The sequence below is a fragment of the Alkalidesulfovibrio alkalitolerans DSM 16529 genome, assembly GCF_000422245.1.
GTDB lineage: Bacteria > Desulfobacterota > Desulfovibrionia > Desulfovibrionales > Desulfovibrionaceae > Alkalidesulfovibrio > Alkalidesulfovibrio alkalitolerans.
Genome location: NZ_ATHI01000009.1, coordinates 17,260 through 42,863, shown reverse-complemented (window position 1 = coordinate 42,863; position 25,604 = coordinate 17,260). Strand labels below are relative to the sequence as shown.

Here is a 25,604-nt window from a genome sequence, read left to right as displayed (position 1 = left end):
GGGTGACGGGTTTTCTTTTTCCCCTTGTTTCTAAAGGGTTTGCGCCCGTTTCACATCTTTCCAAAGCACCTCTCCGCACCATCGATTCTCCCCATCCTCCCGCCTTTCTTTCTCTGTTTGGCCCCTGATTCTCTGTTTTCTCCGGACGAAGTCCGAAGCGCGTCCGGAAAGCTACATCCTTGATTGATATGGGTTTGTGGCTGGTTGCCGTTTTTGGCGGTTGTCTTAGGTCATCGTTCGATGCCGCCCATCGACCGGCTGGAAGGCTTTCGGCCCGGCGGGCACAGCATGTACCAGCGGGTAATGGTGGCGGTGCTATGCGGGCGCACCTCGATTCCCGCCTGGACCTATTGGATGCCATGCCCGCCTTCCGCGGAAAGAGTCGCCAGTGGCCAGTGGTTACGCCCGTGAGCCGATCTTTGCGGCCTTATCCGGACTAAAGCGTTTGACAATCGGCCCCTGCCTAAATATATTAGAGGATGTTTTAAGTTGGGGAAGCTGCGCCCAGCATCCCCGTTACCGCCTCTGGCGTGGCAAGAAAACCAATCGCCCTTGAGGAGTTGGAGATATGGCCGAGATGGAAGACCGCTGGTTATCAGTAGACGAGATAGGCAAGTACCTCGGTGTCAGCAGTGACACCATTTACCGCTGGATCGACAAGCATGCGATGCCCGCTCATCGCATGGGCCGTCTTTGGAAGTTCAAGAAAGACGAGGTCGATGAGTGGGTGAAGGCTGGCGGCGCGGCGGACAAGAGCAGACAGGATCAGGCAGAATGAACAACTACAAGGAAACCGAACGCGCGGATCTCCATAAAACCATCTGGCGCATCGCCAACGATCTGCGCGGCAGCGTGGATGGCTGGGATTTCAAGACCTATGTGCTCGGCATGCTGTTCTACCGCTTCATCTCCGAAAACTTGACCAGTTACCTCAATTTGCAGGAGCGCAAGGCAGGCAATCCGGACTTCGATTACGCCACACTTCCTGACGAAGATGCCGAATTCGGCCGCGCCGAGACGGTCAAGGAAAAGGGTTTCTACATCCTGCCCTCCGAACTTTTTGTCAATGTACAGGCACGGGCGCGACATGATGCCAACCTCAACGAGACCCTGAGCCGCGTCTTTGCCGATATCGAAGGTTCCGCCATCGGCGCGGAGAGTGAGGACGACTTCAAGGGACTGTTCGACGACCTTGACGTCAACTCGAGCAAGCTCGGTCCCACGGTGGCCAAACGCAATGAAAAGCTGGTGAAGCTGCTCGATGCCATCGGCGATCTGCCCTTGAGCAATGGCGGCGGATTTTCGCACAACACCATCGACCTGTTCGGCGACGCCTATGAATACCTGATGCAGATGTATGCCTCCACCGCTGGAAAATCCGGCGGCGAGTTCTACACCCCGCAGGAGGTCTCCGAACTGCTCGCCCGCATCACCGTGGTCGGCAAGAGCGAGGTCAACAAGGTGTACGACCCGGCCTGCGGCTCCGGTTCACTGCTGCTCAAGTTCGCCAAGGTGTTGGGCCACGATAAGGTGCGTCAAGGTTTCTTCGGCCAGGAAATCAACCTGACCACCTTCAACCTGTGCCGGATCAACATGTTCCTGCACGACGTGAATTACGAGAAGTTCGACATCGCCCACGGCGATACACTGACCGACCCCGCCCACTGGGACGACGAGCCCTTTGAAGCCATCGTCTCCAATCCGCCGTATTCAATCAAATGGGATGGCGACGCCAATCCCTTACTGATCAACGACCCGCGCTACGCCCCTGCGGGCGTGCTCGCCCCCAAGAGCAAGGCCGACCTCGCCTTCACCATGCACATTCTGAGCTGGCTGGCGGTGAACGGCACGGCGGCCATCGTTGAGTTTCCCGGCGTGCTCTATCGCGGCGGGGCCGAGAAAAAAATCCGCCAGTACCTGATCGACAACAACTATATCGATGCGGTTATCCAGCTGCCGCCGGATCTCTTCTTCGGCACCACCATTGCCACCTGCATTATCGTGCTAAAAAAATCCAAACACGACAACGCCACCCTGTTCATCGACGCATCCAGCGAGTTCATGCGCAACGGCAACAAGAATAAGTTAACCAAAGACCACCAGAAGAAAATTCTGGATGCCTACATCGGGCGCAAGAGCATCGACCACTTCGCGCGGCTGGTGAACAACGTCGAGATTGCCGAGAACGATTACAACATCGCCGTCTCCTCTTATGTCGCTCAAAAAGACGAGCGCGAAGCAATCGATATCAAAAAGCTCAACGCCGATATCGCCCGTATCGTGGCACGGCAGATGGAATTGCGGATGCAGATTGACGCCATCGTGGCCGATCTGGAGGGGGAACAGGCATGAGTGATAAACCCGTCTCCCTGATCCAACCACCGGAAGGTTACGCCGACTGGCTTGTGGAACTGAAAGGCCGCATTCACAGCGCCCAGCAACGCGCCACCCTGGCGGTCAACCGCGAACTTGTGACGCTTTACTGGCAGATCGGCCGCGACATTTTGACGCGGCAGGCCGAACAGGGTTGGGGGGCCAAGGTCATCGACCGGCTGGCCCATGACCTGCGCACCGCCTTTCCCGAGATGAAGGGGTTTTCCCGCGCCAACCTGATGTACATGCGTGCCTTTGCCGAAGCCTGGCCCGACTCTGCAATTGTCCAACAGGCTGTTGGACAATTGCCCTGGGGACACAACCTGGTCCTTTTGGCCCGGCTGAAACAACCGGAACAGCGCCTTGCCTACGCCCGGGCCGCCATCGAACATGGCTGGTCGCGCAATGTGTTGAACATCCACATCGAAACCAAGCTTCTTGAACGTACCGGCAAAGCCGTCACCAACTTTAGCGAACGCCTTCCCGCGCCGGGAAGTGATCTGGCACGGCAATCACTTAAAGACCCTTACCTGTTCGATTTTCTGGATGTTGGCAAAGAGGCGGATGAGCGGGAAATTGAATCGGCGCTGGTTAAACACATCACCCAGTTTTTGCTGGAGCTGGGCGCGGGGTTCGCTTTCGTTGGGCGGCAGGTGCATCTGGAGGTCGGTGGCGACGACTTTTTCATCGACCTGCTTTTTTATCACCTCAAACTGCGCTGCTATGTGGTGATCGAACTCAAGGCGGACAAATTCAAACCGGAACACCTGGGGCAACTGGGTTTCTACCTCACCGCTGTGGATCGCCAGCTCAAGAGCGAACAGGACAGCCCTACCATCGGCCTGCTCTTGTGCAAGAGCAAAAACAAGGTGGTGGCGGAATACGCCCTGGGCGACAAAACCCAGCCCATGGGCATCGCCGAATACAAACTGCTGGAGTCGTTGCCCGAGCCGCTGCAGACCAATCTGCCCAGCATCGAACAGATCGAACGCGAATTGCAGGGAGGTGACGCATGAGCCGGATTGAAGGATTGATTGCCGAGTTGTGTCCGGAGGGGGTGGAGTACAAAGCCATTGGCGATTTTGGTGAGTTAGTACGTGGCAACGGAATGCCGAAATCCGATTTCGTGGAGTCTGGGGTAGGCTGTATTCATTACGGGCAGATTTATACCTACTACGGCATTTGGACTACCGAAACGATTTCGTTTGTTTCGGCAGAAAAAGCGCTCAAACTTGCCAAAGTCGATCCGGGCGACCTGATTATCACCAACACCAGCGAAAACATAGACGATGTATGCAAGGCGGTAGCGTGGATCGGCGACGCTCAGATTGTCACTGGTGGTCACGCCACAGTGCTGAAGCACAATCAAGATCCGAAGTATCTTTCCTACTACCTGCAAACACCACAATTCTTCGCTGAGAAGAAGAAACACGCGACGGGCACGAAGGTCATCGATGTCTCTGCAAAGAACCTCGCAAAGATCAGGATTCCCGTCCCGCCGCTTGAAGTGCAACGCGAAATCGTGGAAGTACTGGACAAGTTCACCAAGCTGGAAGCGGAGCTGGAAGCGGAGCTGGAAGCGCGTCGGCGGCAGTACCAGTACTACCGCGACGCGCTTTTGAGTTTTAATGACGCGAGCGTAGCGAGCGCAAGCAAGCAAGCAAGCAAGCAAGCAAGCAAGCAAGCAAGCATAAGGTGGGCGACCTTGAGTGAGATAGGAAAATTTACGCGCGGACGGAGATTCACTAAGGATGACTATGCGCCTGATGGAATCGGATGCATTCACTATGGCGATATCTACACACACTACGGAACGTCCGCGAAGGATGCAATTTCGCACGTGCGTACTGATTTGGCCTCCACCCTCCGTTTCGCCCAACCGGGTGATCTCGTCATTGCTGCTGTCGGTGAGACTGTCGAGGATGTGGGTAAAGCTGTCGCATGGCTCGGTGAAGAGGAGGTAGCTATCCACGATGATTGTTTCGCATTCCATCATTCACTGAATCCGAAGTTCGTCTCATATTACTTCCAGACTGCAGCCTTCCACTCAGAGAAAAATAAATTCGTGGCCCGGGCCAAGGTCAAACGGTTGTCCGGGGAGAACCTCGGCAAACTCACAATCCCAGTCCCATCGACTGAAGAACAAGAACGCATCGTCGCTATTCTCGATAAATTCGATGCCCTGGTGAACGACCTCGGGAGCGGTCTGCCCGCCGAGATCAAAGCCCGCCGTCAGCAGTACGAGCACTACCGCGACCGTTTGCTCGATTTTCGGGAGGCTGCATGAGCGAAGACCTCACCCCGTACCGAATCGAACCGATTGCGCTCTCAAACGAAAGCACGGTCGTCGCCGAATTTCTGCCCGATAGGGTCCGGGAGACGGCTTACCAGTCTGAGGCTGAGCTGGAAAAAGCCTTCATCAAGCAATTGCAGTTGCAGGCCTATGATTACCTGCCGCTCACCTCTGAGGCCGATCTGGTCGCCAATCTGCGCCTCCAATTGGAAATCCTCAACAAGATCGTCTTTTCCGATTCCGAATGGGAACGATTTTTCGGTACCTGTATTTCCAGTGCCAATGATGGCATCGTCGAAAAGACTGCACGCATCCAGGAAGACCATATCCAGGTGCTCAAGCGCGACGATGGCACGGTCAAGAACATTTACCTGATCGATAAGCTGCATATCCACAACAACAGCTTGCAGGTCATCAACCAATACGAGGTGCCACAGGGGGATGGCGGGGCCAACCGGGCCAATCGCTACGATGTGACGGTGTTGGTCAATGGTCTGCCAATGGTGCATGTGGAGTTAAAGCGCCGGGGCGTGGACATCCGCGAGGCCTTCAACCAGATCAACCGCTACCAGCGTGACAGTTTTTGGGCAGGCTCCGGCCTCTTTGAGTACGTACAGCTGTTCGTCATCAGCAACGGCACGTTGACCAAGTACTACAGCAACACGGTGCGCGACGGGCATCTGGCTGAACAACGAAGCAAACGCTCGCGACAGAAGACCTCCAACAGTTTCTCGTTCACCAGCTGGTGGGCTGACGCGAAGAACCATCCCATCACCGAGCTGACAGGCTTCACCAAGACCTTCTTTGCCAAGCACACGCTGTTGAACATCCTGACCCGGTATTGCGTATTCGACGTAGACCGCAAGCTACTGGTGATGCGGCCCTATCAGATCGTGGCGGCTGAACAGATTTTGCAACGCATCGCGACCAGCACCAACCACCGGCAGCTGGGCAAAGCAAGCGCAGGCGGTTACATCTGGCACACCACCGGCAGTGGCAAGACGTTGACCAGTTTCAAGGCGGCGCAACTGGCGCGGGGCCTGCCGGAGATCGACAAGGTGCTGTTTGTGGTGGACCGCAAGGATCTGGATTACCAGACCATGCGCGAATACGAGCGGTTTGAAAAAGGTGCGGCCAACTCCAACACTTCGACGGCGGTGTTGCAGCGGCAGCTGGAGAACCCACACGCTCGTATCATCATCACCACCATCCAGAAGCTAAGCCGCTTCGTGACAAAGAATAAAAAACACCCGGTCTATGATGCACATGTGGTGGTGATTTTTGACGAATGCCATCGCAGCCAGTTCGGCGACATGCATGCCGAAATCACCCGGGTCTTCAAGCGCTACCACTTGTTCGGCTTCACCGGCACACCGATCTTCGCCGACAACGCCGGGAGCCACGGCAACCCGCTCAGACGCACCACTGAGCAGGCCTTTGGCGACAAGCTGCACACCTACACGATTGTCGATGCCATCAATGACAAGAATGTGCTGCCCTTCCGCATAGATTACATCAACACGATCAAGTCACGCCCAAGTATCAAGGACAAAAAGGTGTCGGCCATCGACACGGAGCGGGCGCTGCTGGCCTCGGAACGCATCACGCAGGTCGTGAGCTATATCCGAGAGCACTTCGACCAGAAAACCAAGCGCAGCGCCAGCTACCGCCATGATGGCAAGCGGCTGGTCGGATTCAACTCGCTGTTCGCTACCGCCTCCATCGACGCGGCCAAACGCTACTACACCGAATTTGCCGAGCAAGAAAAAGAGCTGCCGCCCTCACGGCGTCTCAAAGTGGGCTTGATCTACAGCTTTGCCGCCAACGAAGAAGAAGTCGATGGACTTCTGAGCGAGGAGGAATTCGAAACCGAAGGGCTTGATCAAAGCTCGCGCGATTTTCTGGACGCCGCGATCAAAGACTACAACGCCCTGTTCGGCACCAGCTTCGACACCTCGGCCGACAAGTTTCAGAACTACTACAAAGACTTGTCGCAGCGTCTGAAAAAACGCGAGCTGGATATGGTGATCGTGGTCAATATGTTCCTGACCGGCTTCGACGCCACCACGCTCAATACCCTGTGGGTGGACAAGAACCTGCGAGCCCACGGATTGATCCAGGCCTATTCACGCACCAACCGCATCCTCAATTCGGTCAAGACCTACGGCAACATCGTCTCCTTCCGCGATCTCGAACAGGAAACCAACGATGCCTTGGCCCTGTTCGGCAATAAGGATGCCAAGGGTATCGTGCTACTGAAACCTTACGCCGAGTACTACAAGGAGTACCAGAAGCGGATCGAGGAGTTGGTCGAGAAGTTTCCGCTCGGTAAAGCCATCGTCGGCGAAGCGGCTCAGAAGGCATTTATCAAGCTCTTTGGCTCGATCTTGCGGCTGAAAAATATTCTCACGGCATTTGACGATTTCGCAGGCAACGAAATTTTGAGCCAACGCGACTTCCAGGATTACCAGAGCCTGTATCTCAACCTATACGCTGAGTTCCGCAGCACGTCGGAAGCGGAAAAGGAGTCGATCAACGACGACGTGGTGTTCGAGATCGAGCTGATCAAGCAGGTCGAGATCAACGTCGATTACATTCTGATGCTGGTCGAAAAGTACCTGAAGAAGAAAGGCTCGGGCGAAGACAAAGAGATCCGGGCGACTATCGAACGTGCGATCAATGCCAGCCCCAGCTTGCGCAACAAAAAAGACCTCATCGAACAGTTTGTGGATTCCGTCTCCACGAAAGCCAAGGTCGACGCGGAATGGGTCGCATTCATTACGACCAAAAAGGCGGAGGAACTTGACCGGATCATCGCGGATGAAGGTCTCAACGTAGACGAGACGAAGGCGTTTGTTGACAACGCGTTCCGGGATGGCGCGATCCCTGCCACCGGCACCGCCATCACGAAGATTCTGCCGCCGGTTTCAAGGTTTAACAAAAACAACGGCCATGCGGTGAAGAAGCAAACGGTGCTGGACAAGCTGGGTGCGTTCTTCGAGCGTTTCTTCGGCCTGATCTGAGGACATGATGATGACGGCGAAACTGGCAGAAGCAGATGGGGGACATCATGGACGTTAAAACGGCCGCCATTCAGGTTTTGCAGCAGGCCGGAACGGCGTTGCACGCCAAGGACATCGCCGAGCAGATCATGGCTGCCGGTCTCTGGCAGTCCGGAGGGAAAACCCCAGACGCCACCGTCAGCGCCCGGCTCTACTCCGACATCAAGAGCAATGGGGACAAATCGCCCTTTGTAAAGGTCGGTCCTCAGACCTTCGCGCTTCGGGATTCTGTTGAAATACCGAGCGGCGCTGAGCCGGTTCCTGCGGCCGTCGAAGAAGCCCCAAAACATCATCCGAACGCGGGTTTCTCCTTCACTGATTGCGCTCAGAAGGTGCTCGAGGAGTTCGGCGGCAAGAAGCCGATGCATTACAAGGAAATAACCGAGAAGGCCCTGCAAAAAGGCTGGCTGGTGACGGGCGGCAAAACGCCCGAGGCCACCATGTACGCCCAGGTGATCACCGAGATCAAGCGCCAGCAGAAACGCGGTGAACGTCCCCGCTTCGTTCAGCACGGCCGTGGCTATGTGGGCCTGAGCCAATGGATGGGGCGCGGGTTAGCGTTCCAGATCGAGCAGCACAACCACCAGGTCCGGAAAGTCTTGCGCGAACGACTGCTGGCCATGAAGCCCGGCGAGTTCGAGGAACTTATCTCGCAGTTGCTGGCGGAGATGGGTTTCGAGATGGTCGAGGTAACCAAACTCAGCGGCGACGGCGGCATCGATGTCAGGGGCACCCTGGTGGTTGGTGACGTTGTCCGCATCAAGATGGCCGTCCAGGTCAAAAAGTGGAAGCTCAAGAATAATATCCAGGCTCCGGTGGTACAGCAGGTGCGCGGCAGTTTGGGGGCGCACGAGCAAGGTCTGATCATCACCACCAGCGACTTCAGCGCCGGAGCCGTCAAGGAGGCCGCCCAGGCAGACAAGACCCCCATCGCCCTGATGAACGGGGACCAGCTTGTGATGCTCCTGATGGAACACGGCATCGGCGTCCATCGCTCGACGCCTGATCTTTTTGAAATTGATGAAGAATTCGGACCGGTGATGAAATGACGGCGCGGATAGATCGATTCTCCAAGACCGCAGAATGTACGCGGGACTGTCGATTGAGCGGGGTGAGAAATGAATAGAGTTGATTTTTTGCTGGATGCCGACGAACTGGTTCCAGTCATTGGGACACTGCAGGACGCTTTAACAAGACGCCCCAATCCTGAAGGTGAGCCGCATTTCGATCTGCAGACTGCGCTTGATAGTTGCGACGAATATTTTCAGAGCATTCGGGAGCTTACGGAAACCACCGGAAGGCTCTCTACTCATGATCTGCTTCAGGCAGCAAACGGTATGTCATCGGGTTACCGGTGCTTTTGGGAGCGGCCATTCCCCCAGGGCCTGGAAATGGGACAGCCTCTGTTTTCGGCCGTTCTCGAACGGCCCATGCGCGATCTGCTGCGGACGCTTCAGTCTCTTACAGAGGCTGAAAGCGAAGATTATCTGGGGGAGCCGCTGATTACTCTTGACGCAGAAGAAGAGCTGAATTGTTTCAACACATGGCTTGATGGTCTGGCATCCCATCAGAGAATCGGATTACGGCCTTCGCAAGGGTGTGGTCTTGGTGCCCTGGCCGCCTCCTTCCTGCTGGGATGGTGGTTCGGGCGGGATTAACTGATATGTACGGGAATACGCCGTTTTTCATTGTGGAGAGCGTGGCCAGCAGGCCGCAAGTTCCCGGAGGGAAATTCTCGTTTCCCCAGGAGAGGGCATGAATCAGCAGACGCAGCCATCACCAAGAGAGCATCATTTCTACGTTGCGATAGCCAAGTTCCTTTTCCATCATCCGGAGCATGGCATTGTATCAGTGCGGGACCCGATCAAGATCAAGGACGCAGAGCGGTACGGGCTCAGCCCCCTCATACTCTATGGATTGACCGTGGCCGGGTTACCCATTCGGTGGATGACCTTTGCCCCGGTCGCTCAGCCCAGGTCCTTCCGGGAGGTTCTTCTGGAAGCGTGGCATAACGCCGAGGGCTTGCGTGGCCGCCCCGACATCCTTCGGGTCAACCGACACCTCTCGACGGCCAGCCCTGGACTGATAGGGGAAATGGCCAAAATCGGAGTCCAGGTCGAGGTGGCCGATGCCAAGGAGAAATCCCTGCCAGCTTCCCTGCGCTCGGCCCAGGACTCCAGCCGGTGGTTGCTGAGGAAGCACGACGGAAATGACCGGTCTCTTGCCGGGGCCATTCAGGCCCTTTGCCGGTACGCTCAAGTTGACCACGATTTTCGTGCCAGGGATGGCCACAGAGGCGTCAACAGCCGCGAGGTTGAAGACAGAATCCAGCAGTGGTTGACCTTACCGGCGCAAGTGCCGGTGCCAACAGTGGCAGGTGGACTCGACTGGGAGCCTGGCCCATGGCTGTCATCCTGGGAGACCTCTCTGCCGCCCGATCAGCCCCGATATTTCAACCACGATGGGTTTGATGGCTGTACCTGGTTACTGACAGGTGAGAAGGCACCGGAGAATATCGTCGAGGATGATGATTTCTGGGCCGACAGTGACTATGACAACGCAGCCGAAATCGCCAAGAACCTCGTGGCGTGCTGGCCCAATTCACCTGCAGAGATTGCCAAGTGTGCCGGGATCACCCTGCGGGAACTTCAATGGTTCACTTCGGGGAAGGCGTCCCTCGACCGGCATGCGCGTTTTGACCTGGAAGCCTTGCTCGGCATCGAATACGACGAAAGCATGGGCAGATATGTAGAGGCCGGACCTTATGTCCTGGTGGCCCACAAACCACTGGCCCTCAAGGAAGTCTATGAAGGCATTTCCGGAGGTGGAGATGCATATCCCTGTGAGATTGTCCCTCGTCAAGGAGCCGCCGATCCAAGCTGGCGATACGTGTTGATCAACACTTATGGAGAGCCCCCGAGCATTGTGATGGCACCTCGCGGAGCAAAAATCACGGAGCGCCTTCCTGAGTTGCTTATGAATTATGGGGGCATCAAGACTGTCGCTCCGGAGTTCTACCGGGATGTTGTTTCTACCTGCGCCCGGGCCTGCCGCGAACCTAACTCCAACATCCGGGAGATGAAAGACTTTGTGAAACGCTACGAAGCGCACTGGGCAGATTGCGCCTGGCAGCCGGGGTGAACCTGTCTGGTTGAGTCACAGCGCGGAGATTGATCAATAAAAACGGCAGATATGCCATTCGAGCAGAAAAAATTGGGTCGCAAGCATATCAAGAGCTTCGCCAGCGGCATCGCTCATATGTTTGCCTGCTCGGCTCAGCATTATGCCTGGCTGGCGTACCACCACCGGTTGCCGACGGTGACAATTGACCTCCTGGAACTGCGAATCGAACCCGCTGATTTCGACATTGAGAGGAACCGGATTCTTGCCGGGATGTGTCAGAGCACGCTCCACCGAAACGCCGGGCAACTGGCACCACCCGGCGCTGTGGCTTCGGCGGTTCTCTCTGCCCACTTCGGGATTGATGACTATTCAGAGGACGGCCGTTCCGCTTCGATTGGCAGGTCTGTTTTCACCGTGGTTCTGACCGATGACCGAGGCAAGGAGTGGCGTATTGACCATGCCGAGGAGAGGATGCTTATCCAATCGTAGCCGGTGGGTGTTCGGGACCTTCCAGCTCAACTCATTTCAACCGAAACCAAGTAAACAGGAGGTGACCATGCCAAAGAAACCAGGATCACATCATGTTGTGCCCAACGCCGACGGCGGCTGGGACGTCAAGAAAGACGGCGCGACCCGCAGCAGCGGCCATTTCGACAAGAAGCAGGATGCCGTCGATGCCGGGCGCAAGATCAGCCAGAACCAAGGCACCGAGTTTTACATCCACGGCAAGGACGGGAAGATCCAAAACAAGGACAGCCACGGGAACGATCCGTATCCGCCAAAGGGGTGATCAGAACAGGGATATGCTTGATCATCTGAAGAGCTGGGCCAAAACGATGAAACGGGATGTTTTGGCCCTATATCTGGCTGGACGTGATCCAAGAGTTCCTTGGTACGTAAAGCTATTGGCGGCTGCAACAGCAGCTTATGCGCTCAGTCCCATTGATTTGATTCCAGATTTCATACCCGTAATCGGATATCTGGACGACATAATAATACTGCCGACTGCGATCTGGTTGACGGTGCGGTTGATACCGCAAGAGATTCTCGCTGAGTTGCGGAATGAGGCCAGTCTCAGATTGGCACAACGTCCACGAAGTGTTCTCGCCGCAGGCGTCATCGTAACCATTTGGTTGGGAATTGCATTGATGACAGGCTGGCTGTTGTGGCGTCGGTGACTCAGACGGAAGCGCAGGACGGCATCAATTCGATTCCCGATTTAGGAACTGAACCGGCGTCCGAAAACCGGATTCGAAGTTGTTGCTGAGAAGCGCCAGGTATCCGGTTTTACTGCAAACCCGTCACCCTCGTCCGGTGCAGGGAAATCAGGGGAGAAAATCGTTTCTCTGGTCGGGTTGGTGGGAAATGGTTGTGTGAAATGACTTCGGCGTTTATTATCAAGGAGTTACGAGGAGCGCGGGCTTTGAGGCTGTTTTGCGGTAGGTCGGCGTTCCCTCCACCAAAGAAATCAACGGCTTGCGGCACAAAACCGCAAGCCGTTCTTTTTTTGGCGAACGTCTGGCACCATGCCAGGGAATAATCCTGCCGTCATTCCGCCTAGTCTTTCTCCCTTTGGGCAAGAACTCTTTCGATGGCCTGCACAAGCTCGTGCACCTCGACGGGCTTGGCCACGTAGTCGTCCATCCCCTCGGCCAGGAAGCGCTCCCTATCCCCGGCCATGGCGTAGGCGGTCATGGCGATGACGGGGACACCCTTGCGCGCCCGCGCCTTTTCATCGGCCCTGATGGTCCGGATAGCCTCGATGCCGTCCATGACCGGCATCTGCACGTCCATGAGCACGACGTCGAAATCTTTCGCGCGCACGGCCGCGACAGCCTGCTCGCCATTCTCCACGGCCGTGACTTCATGGCCGAGCTTCTCCAAAAGCCTGGCGGCCGAGACGCGGTTTATCCGCTCGTCTTCGGCCAAAAGAATGCGCAGCCCTTGGTGGGCTTGCGCCACGGCTTTCGTGTCCGCGCTGGAGTTCCTTGCAACGGTCTCGGGAACGGCGAAGGAAAAGCTAACGTAGACCGTGGTGCCGCTCCCGATCTCCGACTCGATGACCAGGCTGCCGTCCAAAAGCCGGACCAGCCGCTTGCAGATGGACAGGCCGAGTCCGGCCCCCTGGTGCTTGCGCGTGAAGCCCTTGTCGCCCTGGGTGAAGGGGTCGAACAGGCTGTCCAGGTTCTCCGGGGGGATTCCGGGACCGGTATCCTCGATCGTAAACAGCACGCGAGCCAGTTCTGGCGTCGATGTTGAAAGCAGTGAAACACCGACGCGCACCTGCCCGACTTCCGTGAACTTGACCGCGTTGCCCACGAGATTGGTCAGAATCTGCTGCAACCGCGCGGGATCGCCCACCACAAGCCTGGGTAGCGCGGGGTCGATGTCGAACCCAAAACCTACGCCGCCCTGGCGCACCGAAGAGTGAAAAAGCTGCTCAATGGAGCGCAGACACTCGGCGAGGTCGAAACTCTCTTCCTGGATGGCCAATTTTCCCGCCTCCACCCTGGCCAAGTCGAGAATATCGCTCAAGAGCGTAGTCAGTCTGTTACCCGAAATAAAGGCGTTGCTCACGTACTCGATCTGTTCGTCATCGAGCGGCGTGGTCTCGAGCAACTGGAGCATGCCTAAAACTCCGTTGAGCGGTGTGCGTATCTCGTGGCTCATGTTGGCCAGGAACTCGGACTTGGCCTGGTTGGCCGCCTCGGCCTGCTCCTTGGCCTTGACCAACACGGCCTCGGCCCGCTTGCGCTCGCTGATGTCCTGGAAGATGCCCGACAGCTTGACACAGCGACCATTTTCAAAGACCGGGCGTCCCACCGCCCGCACGTCCACCACGCGGCCCGTGGCCGTGACGACCTGTAGTTCGAGATCCCAAGGTTCGCCATGCTCCACGGCCCGCTGCACGGCCTCGGCGATGATCGGCCGCGATTCCGGAGCGTAGAAGTCCACGGCCTGCTTCAGCGTGGGCTCGAAACCCTCGGGCATTTCATGGATAAGCCTGACCGCGCTGGTCCAGCGCACCACCCTGCGCTCCAGATCCAACTCCCAGCCGCCGACACGGGCGATTTCGCCGGTCTCCGCGAGCAGCCGTTCGCTTTCCCGCAACGCCTCTTCGGTCCGCTTGCGATCGGTCACGTCCCAGACCACCGAGGCCATCAGGTTCCTCTCGGGGATGGGAATATTTTTGGCGGTGACGTAGGTCGTTCCCTCGCCCTTGCGCGTAATCGGCACATCGACCCACTGCATGCGCTTGGGATCGCCCGAGGCGCAGTCTTCCAGAACCCTCTTCCTGATTTCCTCCCGAAATGTCGGATCCTCATACACCGCTGTCCAGAAGGCGTCCGGCTCTTGCAGCGCCTCGCGGGTCGTGCGGTAGAACCTGGGGAAGTTGTCGTTCATGTAGGAGAACTCCACGGCGGGGTCCACGGAGTTGACCGCGATGCCCACCGGGAGGTTGTCGATGATCGCCTCGATGAACGCCTCGCGCTGCCTGCGCTCATCCTCGGCCTTCACACGTTCGGTGATGTCGCGGATGATGTGCTGGAAGTACGCGCGGCCCTTGATGTTGACCTGGCGCACGCTCGATTCCACGGGGAAGCTCGTGGCGTCGCGCCGCAGGTGCCTGGTCTCGTAGACGTGGCCGTTGTGGGCGCGGACCGCCTCCATGAAAGACGCGCCCTCTGGCCGCTCCTCCGGAACCAGCAGGTCGTGCAGCGTGCTTTGCAAAAGCTCCTCGCGAGAATAGCCGTAAGCCTTCACGGCGCGCTCGTTGGCCTCCACGATGCGCCCTTGCTCGTCCAGCAGAAGGATGATGTCGTTGGCGTACTTGGTCAGATACTCGAAGCGCTCCAGCATGGAGCGACGCTCGTGCTCCATATCCGATTCCAGGCGGTAGATCGCGGCCTGCCTGTTCTTGCGGTAGAGCACGAAGACCAGCCCGAAGACCACGACCACTCCCAGGATCGTGAGCCACTTCAGGCGTTCGTGCGCCGAGAGCGCCTCCTGCGTGCGCTTGGCCACGAGATTTTCGAGCCTTCCATGGTACTCCTTCAGTTCCGCTTCCAAGAGACTCTTGCCTTCCGCGTCGTGAATTATCGAGAGCAGGAGCTGTTTTCCCCCGGCATCGACGAAGGGAGAGCTGTAAACCTCCACGGTGCGGACGCGGCCATCGGCCAGGCGATGCGGGAATATGAAGTGATTGCGCTTTTCTGCCGCTGCCCGGCGGCGCTCTTCGGCAACCTCCACCGGGTCAAGAACGTTGATCTCCTGGATGGTCATTCGCCGCAGCGCGTCGCGGTCGTAACCGTAAAAATCCGCAGCCGCCCTGTTGGCGTCGAGTATCCGCCCGGATCCCGGGTCGATGAGCATGATGACGGAGGTGTGCCCGGCCAGTTCCGGGGGCAGCCGATCGTCCGCGAAATGCCCCGAAGCCGTCGCCGCGCAAAGGAGGATGAGCAGTAGTGCGAGCAGGAGCAGGCGTTTCATGTCGCTGTGTTCCTTGTGCGCCCTGTGTGGGTAGCCGGAAAATTCGGATGCCGTCCAGGAGACACGGCGAGACTCCATGCGCCGATCAAATCTGGCGCATGCTCTTCCCTGCCCCGGAATGGCATACGGTCTGATATCTTGTGGCAGATTTCGGACGGATTGAACAGGGCGGAACCGGCATCGCCAATTATTATTTGGCTCCTCCCGGCAGTTCCGGCCAGAAGGAACGGCGACCGGAGGGTTCACGGTGGACAACCGCAAAAGCCTGCGCCGACGGACCATGCGCGTGCAGGGCCCGTCGGCGCGATTCGTCCGGTTCCGTGACGGCGCGGCAGCCGCCTCACTGTTTCAAAGCGGCAAGCCTCTCACCCGCGCGCTTGGCAAAGGGATCGCCCCCGCCGCCGATCTTGACCGCCTGCTGGTACGCCTTGCGGGCATCGCCGGTCTCGCCCGTGGCCTCCCTGGCCTCTCCCAGGCGATACCACGCGGCCGAGGAATTCGGGGCCGCCTGCGCGGCCAGCTCGAACTGCATGGCCGCACCTTGCCTGTCCCCGCTCTTCGCCAGGACCGTGCCATATGTGTCCCGGAACTGGGCGTTGTTTGCCTGTATCTCCACCGCCTTTGCCGCGTGCATCCTGGCCTCGGCCAGCTCTCCTTTGCGCTCGGCGATGAGCCAAGCCAGGTTGTTACGCGCCCAGCCGTTCTCCGGGTCGAGACGCACGACTTCGCGAAAGCCTTTCTCGGCTTCGTCCCACTGCTTACGTTCGAGATGGATCATGGAGGCCATGAACAGCGCCCCGAGATTGTCGGGCTGCCTACGCAAGACGGCCCGGCAATCCGCAAGCGCCTCGTCCTTTCGCCCCATGGCCAGACGAGCCTGCGCCCGGCCGAACTGCGCATCGTTCGATTCGGCATCCACGGTCAAGGCCTCGCCGTAGACAGCGGCCGCCTTTTCGTAATCCTTCATGCGGGCGTGCAGGGCGGCCAGCGCCATGTAGGGCCTCGCGTCACGCTGCCGCAGCCGGGCCGCTTCCCGCAAATGCCGCTCGGCCTCGCTCATGCGGCCCTGCCCTCCAAGTAGATTGCCCAAACCGAACAACGCCCCGGTGTTCTCCGGCTCCTGGGCGAGCACCTCCAGGAACAGTTTTTCCGCCTTGGCCGGATCGGGGATGACGGAGGCATACAAGGTCGCAAGCTCGACCTTGGCCTTGGTGAACCCGGGATCAAACTCAAGGGCCTTGAGCAGCGACAATTCCGTAGCCGGATACTCGGCCCTGATGAAATGGTAACGCGCGAGCGCGAGGTGCACGACGGGCTCATCGGGCGCCGTCTCCAGCGCCTTGGCGAGTTGTCGGCCGATTCCCGGAACGTCGTTCTGCGCGCGGGCCACGTCCGCGAGCCCCAGATAGGGGAAGGGGCTGCGGGGATTATCGTCCGCGCTCTGCTCAAACCGGCTTGTCGCCTCCCTGAAATCGCCCTTCTCCAAGGCGGCCATGCCGAGCGCCAAGAGTCGCTTTCCCTCCGTGGAATGGTGCATGTCACCGCTTCCAGGGGAAAGATCTATGAAATAGGCGTGGGATTGTTCCACGCCGACCGCGATGCCGCACACCAATGCCAGGATGAGGAGTAGCGTCTTCATGCGACCTCGGCGAAACAGGCCTTCCCCCACGTGGGGGAAGGCCTGTTCGTGTTTTTTGTCCTTACGCCTTGACGTTCGCCGCGCGGCGACGCCGCCAAGCCGCGAACCCGGCCAGACCGCTGCCCAAAAGGAGCAGGGAGCCCGGCTCGGGAATGGGATCGGTCGGAGTCGGCGGAGGAACGATGATCTCGCCTCCAACACCCTTGAAGGCGAACATGAAGGTCGCGGGCGTGCCGGCGATCGTGCTCTTGCCGAGGGAGTAAAGCTCCGCGCCGATCAGGCCAAGCGCATTCAGGGCCAGGGTTTCGCTCGGAGCAGCGCCGTAGAAGATGCTGAAGCTGTAGGATTCGCCAGCCGCCAGATCGCCGAACAGGAACTTGAAGTACGCTCCGTGGTCCGTGGGGCCGGAGTTCTCAAAATCGACGTCCAGGGTTCCGGGCAGAATCGGGGTGGTGAAGGCCAGAGGATTGGGCGACTCGAAGCCGTCGTCGTGCGACGTTTCGAGCAGGGTCGTGGTGCCGGTGCCCTTGATGGTCACGTACTCGTTGAATTCGCTGGGCGGGATGTCCCAATCCATGACGCGCACGTAGCGCACATCGGTGATGGTGCTCGCGCCCGTGTTGGAGATGGTCACATTGTTCACGAACAGGGAGTTGGGAGCCTCGGCCGAGGGGCCGTAGGACTGGGTCACGACCAGATCGGAGAACGAGGTCAGGGCCACCGTGGAAGTGGCGGTGCTGGGTCCGGAGACGAACGAGACGAGCGAGAGGTTGTTGATGCCCCCGTTGTCCACGCTGGCGTCGCCGGAAAAGCCGCTGCCGGACACGCCCCAGCCCTCGCACAGGCAGCCGGGCGCGGTCGCGTCGCGGAACGAGCCGTCCGGGAACCTGTAGGCCACGCCCCAGGCGACTGCGTTGGCCGGGTTCGGAGCCGAGCTGAAGTTGAGGTGCCCGTGGTCGTTCACGCCCAAGGCGAGATTCCCATCGGGGCTGAAGATGACGGCTCCGGCGTGCACACTTGCGCTTGCCGCCAGGAGCATCGCCATGGCCACTACGACTGTTGCGATGTGTTTCCTGATGCCCATTGCCAGCCTCCTCAAAAGTTGAGAGAAAGAATTCATGATGAATCTAGCAAGGAATATTCCACTGCATAATATGCTGAAATAAAAATAATTTTTTCATAAAAATGAATGAAAAATGTAACCGGTGGCGACACGGATGAAAACAATTCCGACAATTTATTAATGTTATAGACAAGATTATTTTGCGCGCTCAAAAGGCAAGAGCGATCACTTTACAGACACAACAGACCGGATGTGCTGGTTTCATGCAATTGGGAAGGGCGTTCAGGAAAACCGGATGACAAAGCACGCGGCAGCGGCTTGTCCGGCTGCTCTGGGGGCAACGGCGGGCGAGGATGGGAAGGGTGAATGAAAGGTGCACACACGTCCGTGAGCGGCGAGATGCGATGTGCGATCCGGCGGACCGCCCGCCTGGGCTACGTCTCTTCGGCCCGGCGGGCGAGCGTGTCCGCCAGGATGTGCCCGGCCTTGCGCACGTCAGGGTTGTCCGGCAGCAGGGACAAGACCCGGCCCACGAAGCCGCGCTCCAAAAAAGCCTTGGCCGTTCCAGGCAGATTCAGGTCGTGCACCCAGGCCAACATAAGGAGCTTGAAGTCGTTCTCCCAGCAAAGGCGCGCGTAGTCCACCATGCGGCCCGCCAACACGTCATCGAGCACCTCGGGCGTGTAGGCGGTCGCGTGGGGTTTGGCGTCGAGCGTCATGAAGGCATGGCGGTCGCCGCCTGGGGTGAAGTAGTCGAGCATGACCCGGTAGATATCGAGCTTGTCCGCGTCGCGCAAAAGCCGCGCGAGATAGCCAAGCGGCGTGGACGCGGGCGACCTGACGATCTTTCGATTGTGGAGCATGATCGCGCCGAGCACAAGGCGCTGCCCGGCCGGGGAAAGATGCGCAAGGAAGTTTTCGCGCCGGATCACGCGCACGGAAAGCGTAGCGTGGTTCACCGAAACGCGGTCGTTGAAGGTCTGAAAGCGCCGGAATTGCTCGAAACGACCCGCGTCGTGCAAAAGCCCCGCCAGGGCTGCGGTCTCGGCTGAAACGCCGAGCCGATCGAGTTCGACGGCGTGGATCTTAGCCAGCCGCGCGGCCTCGTCGCGCACGCGCAGCGAATGGTCGAGCTTCACCCGATAGGCGAGATCGCCTTCGCTTCCGTCCAAAAACGACCGGCAATAGGTCTCGAACAGTTCCACAGGCATCCTGCGGCGCGCCTTCGGATTTGGGATGCGCACGACGCGTCCGGTTGCTGATTATACCCTCAACACGCAATCCAGCAAGGATTGCGGAGCCATGGCGAACGGGCGCGACCTTGATTTAATCTGAAAAGGAACTATGAATGGAGGAAACCAATCGCAACGAGGGGATGTCCATGCGCGCGCTCATCGTCGAGGACGACTTCACCAGCCGCAAGCTGCTGCAGAAAATTCTGGCTCCGTATGCCGAGTGCGACATCGCGGTCAACGGTCGCGAGTGCGTTGTGGCCTTCTCCCAGTCGCTGGACGAGGGCAGGCCCTACGATCTCGTGACCATGGACATCATGATGCCCGAGATGGACGGCCAAGAGGCCCTGAAGGTGATCCGCCAGATCGAGAAGGAACGCGGCAGACGCGGCGCGGACGAGGTCAAGGTGGTCATGACCACGGCCCTGGACGATCCCAAGAACGTGGTCGAGGCCTACTACAAAGGCGGAGCCACCTCCTACATCCCCAAACCCATCGACAAGCACATGTTCCTGCACCTGCTGCGCAACCTGGGCCTGATCGAATAGCGGCCCTTTTCCGAATGGCCCCGAGTCGGGTGGCGCATCCATTCTCTGCCCGGCCACCGATCAACCATATCGAACCCTCGGACGACATCGATGAAATACCACCTCGCCACCTTGTCCGCCGTGCTCCTGACGGCGGTTTTGTGTCTCGCGCCCACGCTGGCCCTGGCCAATGCGCCTGCGGCCGCCCCGCAGCAACAACGCGGCATGGGCATGTTCGACATGCTGCTCATGGGCTTGGCCGTGTACCTACTTTTCCGCTTCATCGCCCGCCGCCGTGGCGGCGGAGGCGGCCACGGACGGCCGGATGAGCGCTTCGGCAACAACTCGCACGGCGGCCTGGACGACGACCACGATCGCGAGGGAACCTACGGCCGCGACGCGCGCTACCGCGCGGCCGAACAGGCCTGGGAAGCGCTGAAGGGCCCCACGGCCCGGCAGGCCGGCCCGGAAGCCGGAAAACAGGAAGCCGACGTGGCACCCAACGTCCGCCTGCCCCAGGACTTCGACGCCGATGAATTCATGAAGGGCGCCAAACTCGTCTTCGCCCGGCTGCAAGAATCCTGGAGTCGGCGCGACATCGAAGACCTCACGCCCTTCACCACGCCAAAGATGCTCGCCGAGATCGAACGCGAGGCAGCGGCCAACCCCACGCCGTCGCCCGTTGACGTGCTGGTCATCAACGCCCGGCTGATGGAGGTGGCGGAACAAGGCGGCATGACTACGGCCACGGTCTACTACGACGTAACCATGCGTCAGGACAAAAGGCTTTCGGCCACCGAGCAGGTGCGCGAGGTCTGGACTTTCGTGCGGCCCACGGACGACCCCTCGGCCATGTGGAAGCTCGACGCCATCCAGCCGCTGGACCAGTCCGCGACGCAGTAGCCCTCAAGAACTTCGGCAAAACTCCGGTCAGGAGTCGCTTCGCGCGGTCATTTCCCGGTACAGGTCCAGATAGGCCCTTGCCATGGCCGTGTCCGTGAAGGACGCCACGCGGCGCCGGCCGCCCTCCACCAGACTGCGGGCCAGTTCCGGCTCGGTCAGCAGGCGGCGAAGCGCCTCGGCCAGATCGTGGGCATCGCCCACGCCCACGGAGAGCCCTGAGACGCCCGGCTCCACCAATTCGAGGTTCGAGGGCAGGCTGGAGCAGACCACGGGCAGCCCCGTGACCCAGGCCTCCTTGACGACCCCGCTCGACCCCTCCCCGTCCACGCTGGGCACGGCCAACACGTCCATGGACGGCATGACCTCGCGGCTCTCGCGAAAACCCAGGAAGCGCGTCAGGTCGCCAAGACCCAGGTCGCGCGCCTTGCGCTCCAGGTCGGGGCGAAGCGCCCCCTCGCCCACGATCAGCGCCTTGAAGGCCGGGGGATTTCCCTCGCGCAGGAGCGCCAATGCGTCGAGCAGCACGGGCAGGCCCTTTTGCGGGGTCAGCGCGCCCACGAAGCCTATGACGCGGGGCATGTCGGGCAAGGCCCCGCGCTCACGCACGGGGTAGCGGGTGGGATCTATGCCGGAGTGGATGACGCGAATCTTCTCGCGCGGCAGGCCGCCGCGCTCCAGCACCGCGGCGATCTCGCCGCTCACGGCCGCCACACGGTCGGCCAGGCGATACTTCTCCACGCTCCAAAACCCCTTGAGGGGATAGGAGACGCGGCGGGTGTGCACGAGATGAAAGCGCACCCCGGACAGAAGCCTGAGCAGCGCGGCCAGCGCGGCCGAGCGGGCGCAGTGGGTGTGCAGGATGTGGATGCCCGCGCCCTGGCGCAACAGCCGGTTCACGGCCCGAAAGCTACCGGGACTCCATTCGCGGCGGCCGGGCAGTTCGAACACGGGAATGCCCTCGCCCCTGGCCGCGTCGAGCAGCGGCGCGCCCTTGGGCGCGGCCACCAGGGGCGCGAAGCTCCCCTCGCGCAGCAGATGCCGCGCCAGATAGAGCACCTGGCGCTGCCCGCCGCGCCATTCGCGGCCCAGGTCGAGTTGGATGGCCTGCATCATGGGGCTGCCTGGGGTGAAACCAGGCCGCCCCGAAAACCCCATCTGCTGCGTTGCTGCGAGAAGTTCACGTCCTCGCGTATGCGAAATACGCGTCGGCCTTGAACTTCTCTTGCGCCTTGCATCTGGGGCTTTTTGAACGGCCTGAGTATGCTGCTAGCCGTCGTACACCACCACGCCTGTCTCGCGCAGATCCTGGCGCAAAAGCTCGCGCATGCGCTTGGCCACGGGGCCGGGCCGCGCGTCGTGGATGGGTTTGCCGTTGTAGCGCACGATGCTCACGGCATCCACCGTGGTCCCCACCACGATGAATTCGTGCGCGTCGTAGATCTCGTCCTCGCGGATCTTGCGGAAGTCCACCTGCCGCTCGGTCCCGATCAACTCGATGGCCCTGCGCATGGTGGTGCCCGCCAGGCAGTTGTCAAAGGCGGGCACGCAGATCACGCCCTGCTTGTCCACCAGACAGACGTTCTCCACCGCCCCCTCGGCCAGGAAGTTCTGGTCGTCGAAACAGATGGGGTAGTCCACGCCCTTTTCCAGGGCCTCGCGCTTCATGAGCATGTTGGGCAGGTAGTCCGTGCTCTTGATGGTCGCCAGATAGCTCTGCTTGGCCGGGATGGAGGTGCGAAACGCGGTGACGCCCTTCTCGTAGGCCTCCTCGGCCTTGGGCGTGAAGGCGTAGGCCACCACGTAGAGCCCCGGCACCGGGCACTCCAGGGGGTCGATGCCGAAGCCGCCGGGGCCGCGTCCGAGCAGCACGCGCAGCATGCCGTGCGGCCGCTTGGCGGCGCGCGCCACCTGGATGCAGATGGAGCGCACGTCGTCCAGCGCGCACGGCGGGGCCAGATGGATGGCCTTGGCCGAGCACTCCATGCGGCGCAGGTGCGGATCGAGCTGGTAGAGCTTGCCGTCCACCCACTTCATGGTCTCGAAGACGCCGTCGCCCCGGTGCACGAGGTGGTCGTCCCAGAGCATGAGCATCAGGCGCGGGTCCGTGCCGATCACGCCCAGGCGGTGCTCGTAGAAGGCCAGCATCTTCTCGCCGCCGGGCCTGTGGGCGGCCTTCAGCCGCTCGATGTATTCGTCGCCATCGACGATGCGGATGTCGGGCATCACGGCACCCGGACCAGATCGCGCTCGATCAGGGCCTCGGCGATTTGCACCGCGTTGAGGGCCGCGCCCTTGCGGATGTTGTCGGCCACGATCCACATGTTCAGGCCGTTCTCCACGGTCTCGTCCTGGCGGATGCGGCCCACGAAGGTCTCGTCCTGGCCGGCCGCGTCGATGGGCATGGGGTAGATCCTCTCGCGCGGGTTGTCGAGCACGCGCACGCCCGGCGCCTGGGCGAGGATGGCCCGGGCCTGCTTGGCGCTCAGGGGCTTCTCGAACTCCACGTTCACGGACTCGGAGTGGCCGTAGAACACGGGCACGCGCACGGTGGTGGCCGTGAGGCGGATGGAGTCGTCGCCCATGATCTTCTTGGTCTCGTTGACCATCTTCATCTCTTCCTTGGTGTAGTCGTTGTCCAGGAAGACGTCGATCTGCGGCAGGCAGTTGAAGGCGATCTGGTGCGGATAGACCTCGGGCACGGCCTCCTGGCCGGACATGAGACGGCGCACCTGGTTTTCGAGCTCCACGATGGCCTTCTGCCCGGTGCCGGACACGGCCTGGTAGGTGGAGACGATGACGCGCTTGATGCGCGCCGCGTCGTGCAGGGGCTTGAGCGCCACCACCATCTGGATGGTCGAGCAGTTGGGATTGGCGATGATGCCCTTATGCCAGTCCAGGTCGTGGGCGTTGACTTCGGGCACCACCAGCGGACAGGCCGGGTCCATGCGCCAGGCGCTGGAGTTGTCCACGACCACGCAGCCCGACTTGGCGGCCAGCGGGGCGAACTTCTCCGAGGTCGAGCCTCCGGCGGAGAAGAGCGCGATGTCGAAGCCCTTGAAGGAGTCCTCCTTCAGCTCGCGCACGGTCAGTTCCGCGCCCTTGAACGGCACGGCGCTCCCGGCCGACCGGGCCGAGGCGAAGGGAACCACCTCGGCGGGGAAGTCGCGCTGTTCCAGAACCTTCAGCATCTCCCGGCCCACGGCGCCCGTGGCGCCCGCAACGGCAACCTTCACTCTGCTCATGATTGTGCCAGTCTCCTTGAAATCTCTAGATGTTCAGCTCGCCCGCGATGTGCAGGCAGGCATCGGCCTTGTTCAGGGTGTACAGGTGCACGCCGGGCGCGCCCGCGTCCAGGAGCTGCCTGCACTGGTCGATGGCGAAGCGAAGACCGATCTCGCTCACGGCCGCCGCGCCGCCCTTCTTGTCCGCCTCCTCCAGTTCCAGGTAGAACTTGCCGGGGATGCTCGCCCCGCACAGGGAGAGGATGAAGCGGATCGAGCCCAGGCTCATGATCGGCAGGATGCCCGGGATCACCGGAACGTCCACGTTCATGGCCTTCAAGCGCCCCACGAAATCGACGTACTGGCGCACGTCGAAGAAGAGCTGGGTGACGATGAACTGCGCGCCCTGCTCGATCTTGAACTTCGTCCAGGCCAGATCCTCGGCCACGGTGGGCGATTGCGGGTGCGGCTGCGGATAGCCAGCCACGCCCACGCAGAACTCGGGGAAGCCCGCGCGCATGAAGGACACCAGGTCCGAGGCGTGCTGGAAGCGCTCGTTGTCCGGCTTGAAGTCGCACATGCCGCGCGGCGGATCGCCGCGCAGCGCGAGGATGTTCTCGATGCCCGAGGTCTTCAGGTCGCGCAGGTAGGCGGCAATGCGCTCCTCGGTCGCGCCCACGGTGGTCAGGTGCACCAGCGGCTCGAAGCCGGTCTCGTTCTTCAGGCGCGCGGCGATCTCCAGGGTGTTGTCCTGGGTGCCGCCGCCCGCGCCGTAGGTCACGGAGACGAACAGCGGGTCCACGGCCTTGAGCTTCTCGGCCTCCTCGAAGAACGCGCCCCACTGCTCCCGCTCCTTGGGCGGGTAGAACTCCAGGGAAACGAAGGGCGTCTTTTGGGCTATCAGATCGCAAATGCGCACGCGGATTCTCCTTGATCGGTATCGAAAGCTAACCGGCCGGGGCGGTCTGCATCAGCTCGGCCAGGATGTCCTCGTCGGCGGGCAGAAAGGTCAGGTCGCACTCTCCGGCGGGATCGACCCAAGCCAGTTCCTGGCCTTCGCGGGGGTGCGGCACGCCCTGCACGGCGCGGACGTGGAAAAAATGCAGGCGCACGGAGACGTGAGGGTAATCGTGGCGCATGGCCCGCCAGAAGTCGATGGCCCTGGGCGTGACGCCGAGTTCTTCCTGGAGCTCCCGCACCAGGGCGCGCTCGGCGTTCTCGCCGGGCTCCACCTTGCCGCCGGGAAATTCCCAGTAACCCGCCATGCTGGTCCCTGGCGGACGGCGCACGGCCAGAAAACGCCCCTCGTTCCAGATGACCCCTGCGGCCACGTCGATAACCCTGCGCTCGTTCATCTCAGTTGGGCCGAACGTGCTCCATCACGTTATCCAGATCGAACGTCCTGGACGAATACCCGCCGGGCGTAAGCGTGTAGCGGGTAATCTGCCAATCCAGGTTGTCGATGACATCCACCCCGCCCCAGCCCCCTTCCAGCATCACGGCCGAAATGAGATCGAGGGCGGATTCCACATCGACCCACGCGCCTTCGTGGTCGATGTCCAAGAGACCGTTTGTATAGCTCACGCCCTCAAAAGGCAACTCGGCGGCAAGCCGGTCCCAGGCTGAAGCCGGTATGCCCTTGACGGTTCCATAGATGCGATAGGCCGCTTGCATGCC

Annotated in this window: 24 protein-coding genes; 14 read left to right on the top strand and 10 right to left on the bottom strand. The window is 60.3% G+C overall.

Annotated elements, in window-relative coordinates:
• Positions 1–240 precede the first annotated feature (240 nt).
• The 12 genes from DSAT_RS15105 to DSAT_RS15100 all read left to right on the top strand — a co-directional run bounded on the left by DSAT_RS15105 (position 241) and on the right by DSAT_RS15100 (position 12,029).
• Positions 241–411, top strand: coding sequence for a gamma-glutamylcyclotransferase (locus tag DSAT_RS15105; protein WP_268870153.1), 171 nt, complete (start codon positions 241–243; stop codon positions 409–411).
• Positions 412–568: 157 nt separating this feature from the next.
• Positions 569–778, top strand: a complete 210-nt coding sequence (locus tag DSAT_RS05685; protein ID WP_020886638.1) for a helix-turn-helix domain-containing protein — start codon at positions 569–571, stop codon at positions 776–778.
• Positions 775–2,352: a type I restriction-modification system subunit M gene (locus DSAT_RS05680; RefSeq protein ID WP_020886637.1), complete on the top strand. Its 1,578-nt coding sequence runs from the start codon at positions 775–777 to the stop codon at positions 2,350–2,352. The genes DSAT_RS05685 and DSAT_RS05680 overlap by 4 nt, the downstream gene beginning before the upstream one ends.
• Entirely contained in the window at positions 2,349–3,389 is a 1,041-nt protein-coding gene (locus tag DSAT_RS05675; RefSeq protein ID WP_020886636.1) for a PDDEXK nuclease domain-containing protein, read from the top strand. The genes DSAT_RS05680 and DSAT_RS05675 overlap by 4 nt, the downstream gene beginning before the upstream one ends.
• Complete coding sequence (locus tag DSAT_RS05670; protein WP_020886635.1) at positions 3,386–4,660, top strand: restriction endonuclease subunit S; 1,275 nt, start codon at positions 3,386–3,388, stop codon at positions 4,658–4,660. Before DSAT_RS05675 ends, DSAT_RS05670 begins: the two co-directional genes overlap by 4 nt.
• Entirely contained in the window at positions 4,657–7,689 is a 3,033-nt protein-coding gene (locus DSAT_RS05665) for a type I restriction endonuclease subunit R (protein ID WP_020886634.1), read from the top strand. The genes DSAT_RS05670 and DSAT_RS05665 overlap by 4 nt, the downstream gene beginning before the upstream one ends.
• A 47-nt stretch (positions 7,690–7,736) precedes the next feature.
• Positions 7,737–8,777: an HTH domain-containing protein gene (locus tag DSAT_RS05660; protein WP_020886633.1), complete on the top strand. Its 1,041-nt coding sequence runs from the start codon at positions 7,737–7,739 to the stop codon at positions 8,775–8,777.
• 69 nt (positions 8,778–8,846) lie between these two features.
• Positions 8,847–9,386 carry a hypothetical protein gene (locus DSAT_RS05655; protein WP_040370853.1) on the top strand — a complete coding sequence of 180 codons (540 nt, stop codon included), beginning with the start codon at positions 8,847–8,849 and terminating at the stop codon, positions 9,384–9,386.
• 97 nt (positions 9,387–9,483) lie between these two features.
• Positions 9,484–10,869 (top strand): hypothetical protein, encoded by a 1,386-nt coding sequence (locus DSAT_RS05650; protein WP_020886632.1) that lies wholly within the window; start codon positions 9,484–9,486, stop codon positions 10,867–10,869.
• Positions 10,870–10,920: 51 nt separating this feature from the next.
• Entirely contained in the window at positions 10,921–11,340 is a 420-nt protein-coding gene (locus tag DSAT_RS05645; RefSeq protein WP_235695922.1) for a hypothetical protein, read from the top strand.
• Positions 11,341–11,437: 97 nt separating this feature from the next.
• Positions 11,438–11,641, top strand: a complete 204-nt coding sequence (locus DSAT_RS05640; RefSeq protein ID WP_235695921.1) for a DUF2188 domain-containing protein — start codon at positions 11,438–11,440, stop codon at positions 11,639–11,641.
• Positions 11,642–11,654: 13 nt separating this feature from the next.
• Positions 11,655–12,029, top strand: coding sequence for a YkvA family protein (locus tag DSAT_RS15100; RefSeq protein ID WP_084712775.1), 375 nt, complete (start codon positions 11,655–11,657; stop codon positions 12,027–12,029).
• Between the two features lie 379 nt (positions 12,030–12,408).
• Here DSAT_RS15100 and DSAT_RS14815 read toward each other — a convergent pair whose 3' ends face one another.
• The 4 genes from DSAT_RS14815 to DSAT_RS05620 form a co-directional block, all read right to left on the bottom strand.
• On the bottom strand, positions 12,409–15,342 hold the full coding sequence (locus tag DSAT_RS14815; RefSeq protein ID WP_020886631.1) for a PAS domain-containing hybrid sensor histidine kinase/response regulator: 2,934 nt from the start codon (positions 15,340–15,342) through the stop codon (positions 12,409–12,411).
• A 340-nt stretch (positions 15,343–15,682) separates the two neighbouring features.
• Positions 15,683–16,981, bottom strand: a complete 1,299-nt coding sequence (locus DSAT_RS05630; protein WP_020886630.1) for a tetratricopeptide repeat protein — start codon at positions 16,979–16,981, stop codon at positions 15,683–15,685.
• A gap of 61 nt (positions 16,982–17,042) precedes the next feature.
• Positions 17,043–18,065 carry a PEP-CTERM sorting domain-containing protein gene (locus DSAT_RS14810; protein ID WP_020886629.1) on the bottom strand — a complete coding sequence of 341 codons (1,023 nt, stop codon included), beginning with the start codon at positions 18,063–18,065 and terminating at the stop codon, positions 17,043–17,045.
• A 413-nt stretch (positions 18,066–18,478) separates the two neighbouring features.
• Positions 18,479–19,255: an HD domain-containing protein gene (locus DSAT_RS05620; protein WP_020886628.1), complete on the bottom strand. Its 777-nt coding sequence runs from the start codon at positions 19,253–19,255 to the stop codon at positions 18,479–18,481.
• Positions 19,256–19,425: 170 nt separating this feature from the next.
• On the opposite strand from DSAT_RS05620, the gene DSAT_RS05615 reads away from it, so the two are divergent.
• Together DSAT_RS05615 and DSAT_RS05610 are read left to right on the top strand one after the other, a co-directional pair.
• Positions 19,426–19,824, top strand: coding sequence for a response regulator (locus DSAT_RS05615; RefSeq protein ID WP_040370859.1), 399 nt, complete (start codon positions 19,426–19,428; stop codon positions 19,822–19,824).
• A 90-nt stretch (positions 19,825–19,914) separates the two neighbouring features.
• Positions 19,915–20,706, top strand: coding sequence for a Tim44 domain-containing protein (locus DSAT_RS05610; protein WP_020886626.1), 792 nt, complete (start codon positions 19,915–19,917; stop codon positions 20,704–20,706).
• Between the two features lie 27 nt (positions 20,707–20,733).
• Here DSAT_RS05610 and DSAT_RS05605 read toward each other — a convergent pair whose 3' ends face one another.
• The 6 genes from DSAT_RS05605 to DSAT_RS05580 all read right to left on the bottom strand — a co-directional run bounded on the left by DSAT_RS05605 (position 20,734) and on the right by DSAT_RS05580 (position 25,601).
• Positions 20,734–21,819, bottom strand: coding sequence for a glycosyltransferase family 4 protein (locus DSAT_RS05605; RefSeq protein WP_020886625.1), 1,086 nt, complete (start codon positions 21,817–21,819; stop codon positions 20,734–20,736).
• Between the two features lie 153 nt (positions 21,820–21,972).
• Entirely contained in the window at positions 21,973–22,929 is a 957-nt protein-coding gene (locus DSAT_RS05600; protein WP_020886624.1) for an aminotransferase class IV, read from the bottom strand.
• Complete coding sequence (locus DSAT_RS05595; protein ID WP_020886623.1) at positions 22,929–23,948, bottom strand: aspartate-semialdehyde dehydrogenase; 1,020 nt, start codon at positions 23,946–23,948, stop codon at positions 22,929–22,931. Before DSAT_RS05595 ends, DSAT_RS05600 begins: the two co-directional genes overlap by 1 nt.
• 25 nt (positions 23,949–23,973) lie before the next feature.
• Positions 23,974–24,846: a methylenetetrahydrofolate reductase [NAD(P)H] gene (gene metF / locus DSAT_RS05590; protein ID WP_020886622.1), complete on the bottom strand. Its 873-nt coding sequence runs from the start codon at positions 24,844–24,846 to the stop codon at positions 23,974–23,976.
• 28 nt (positions 24,847–24,874) lie between these two features.
• Positions 24,875–25,282, bottom strand: a complete 408-nt coding sequence (gene mutT, locus DSAT_RS05585) for an 8-oxo-dGTP diphosphatase MutT (protein WP_020886621.1) — start codon at positions 25,280–25,282, stop codon at positions 24,875–24,877.
• Position 25,283: 1 nt separating this feature from the next.
• Entirely contained in the window at positions 25,284–25,601 is a 318-nt protein-coding gene (locus tag DSAT_RS05580; RefSeq protein WP_020886620.1) for a hypothetical protein, read from the bottom strand.
• Positions 25,602–25,604: the final 3 nt, after the last annotated feature.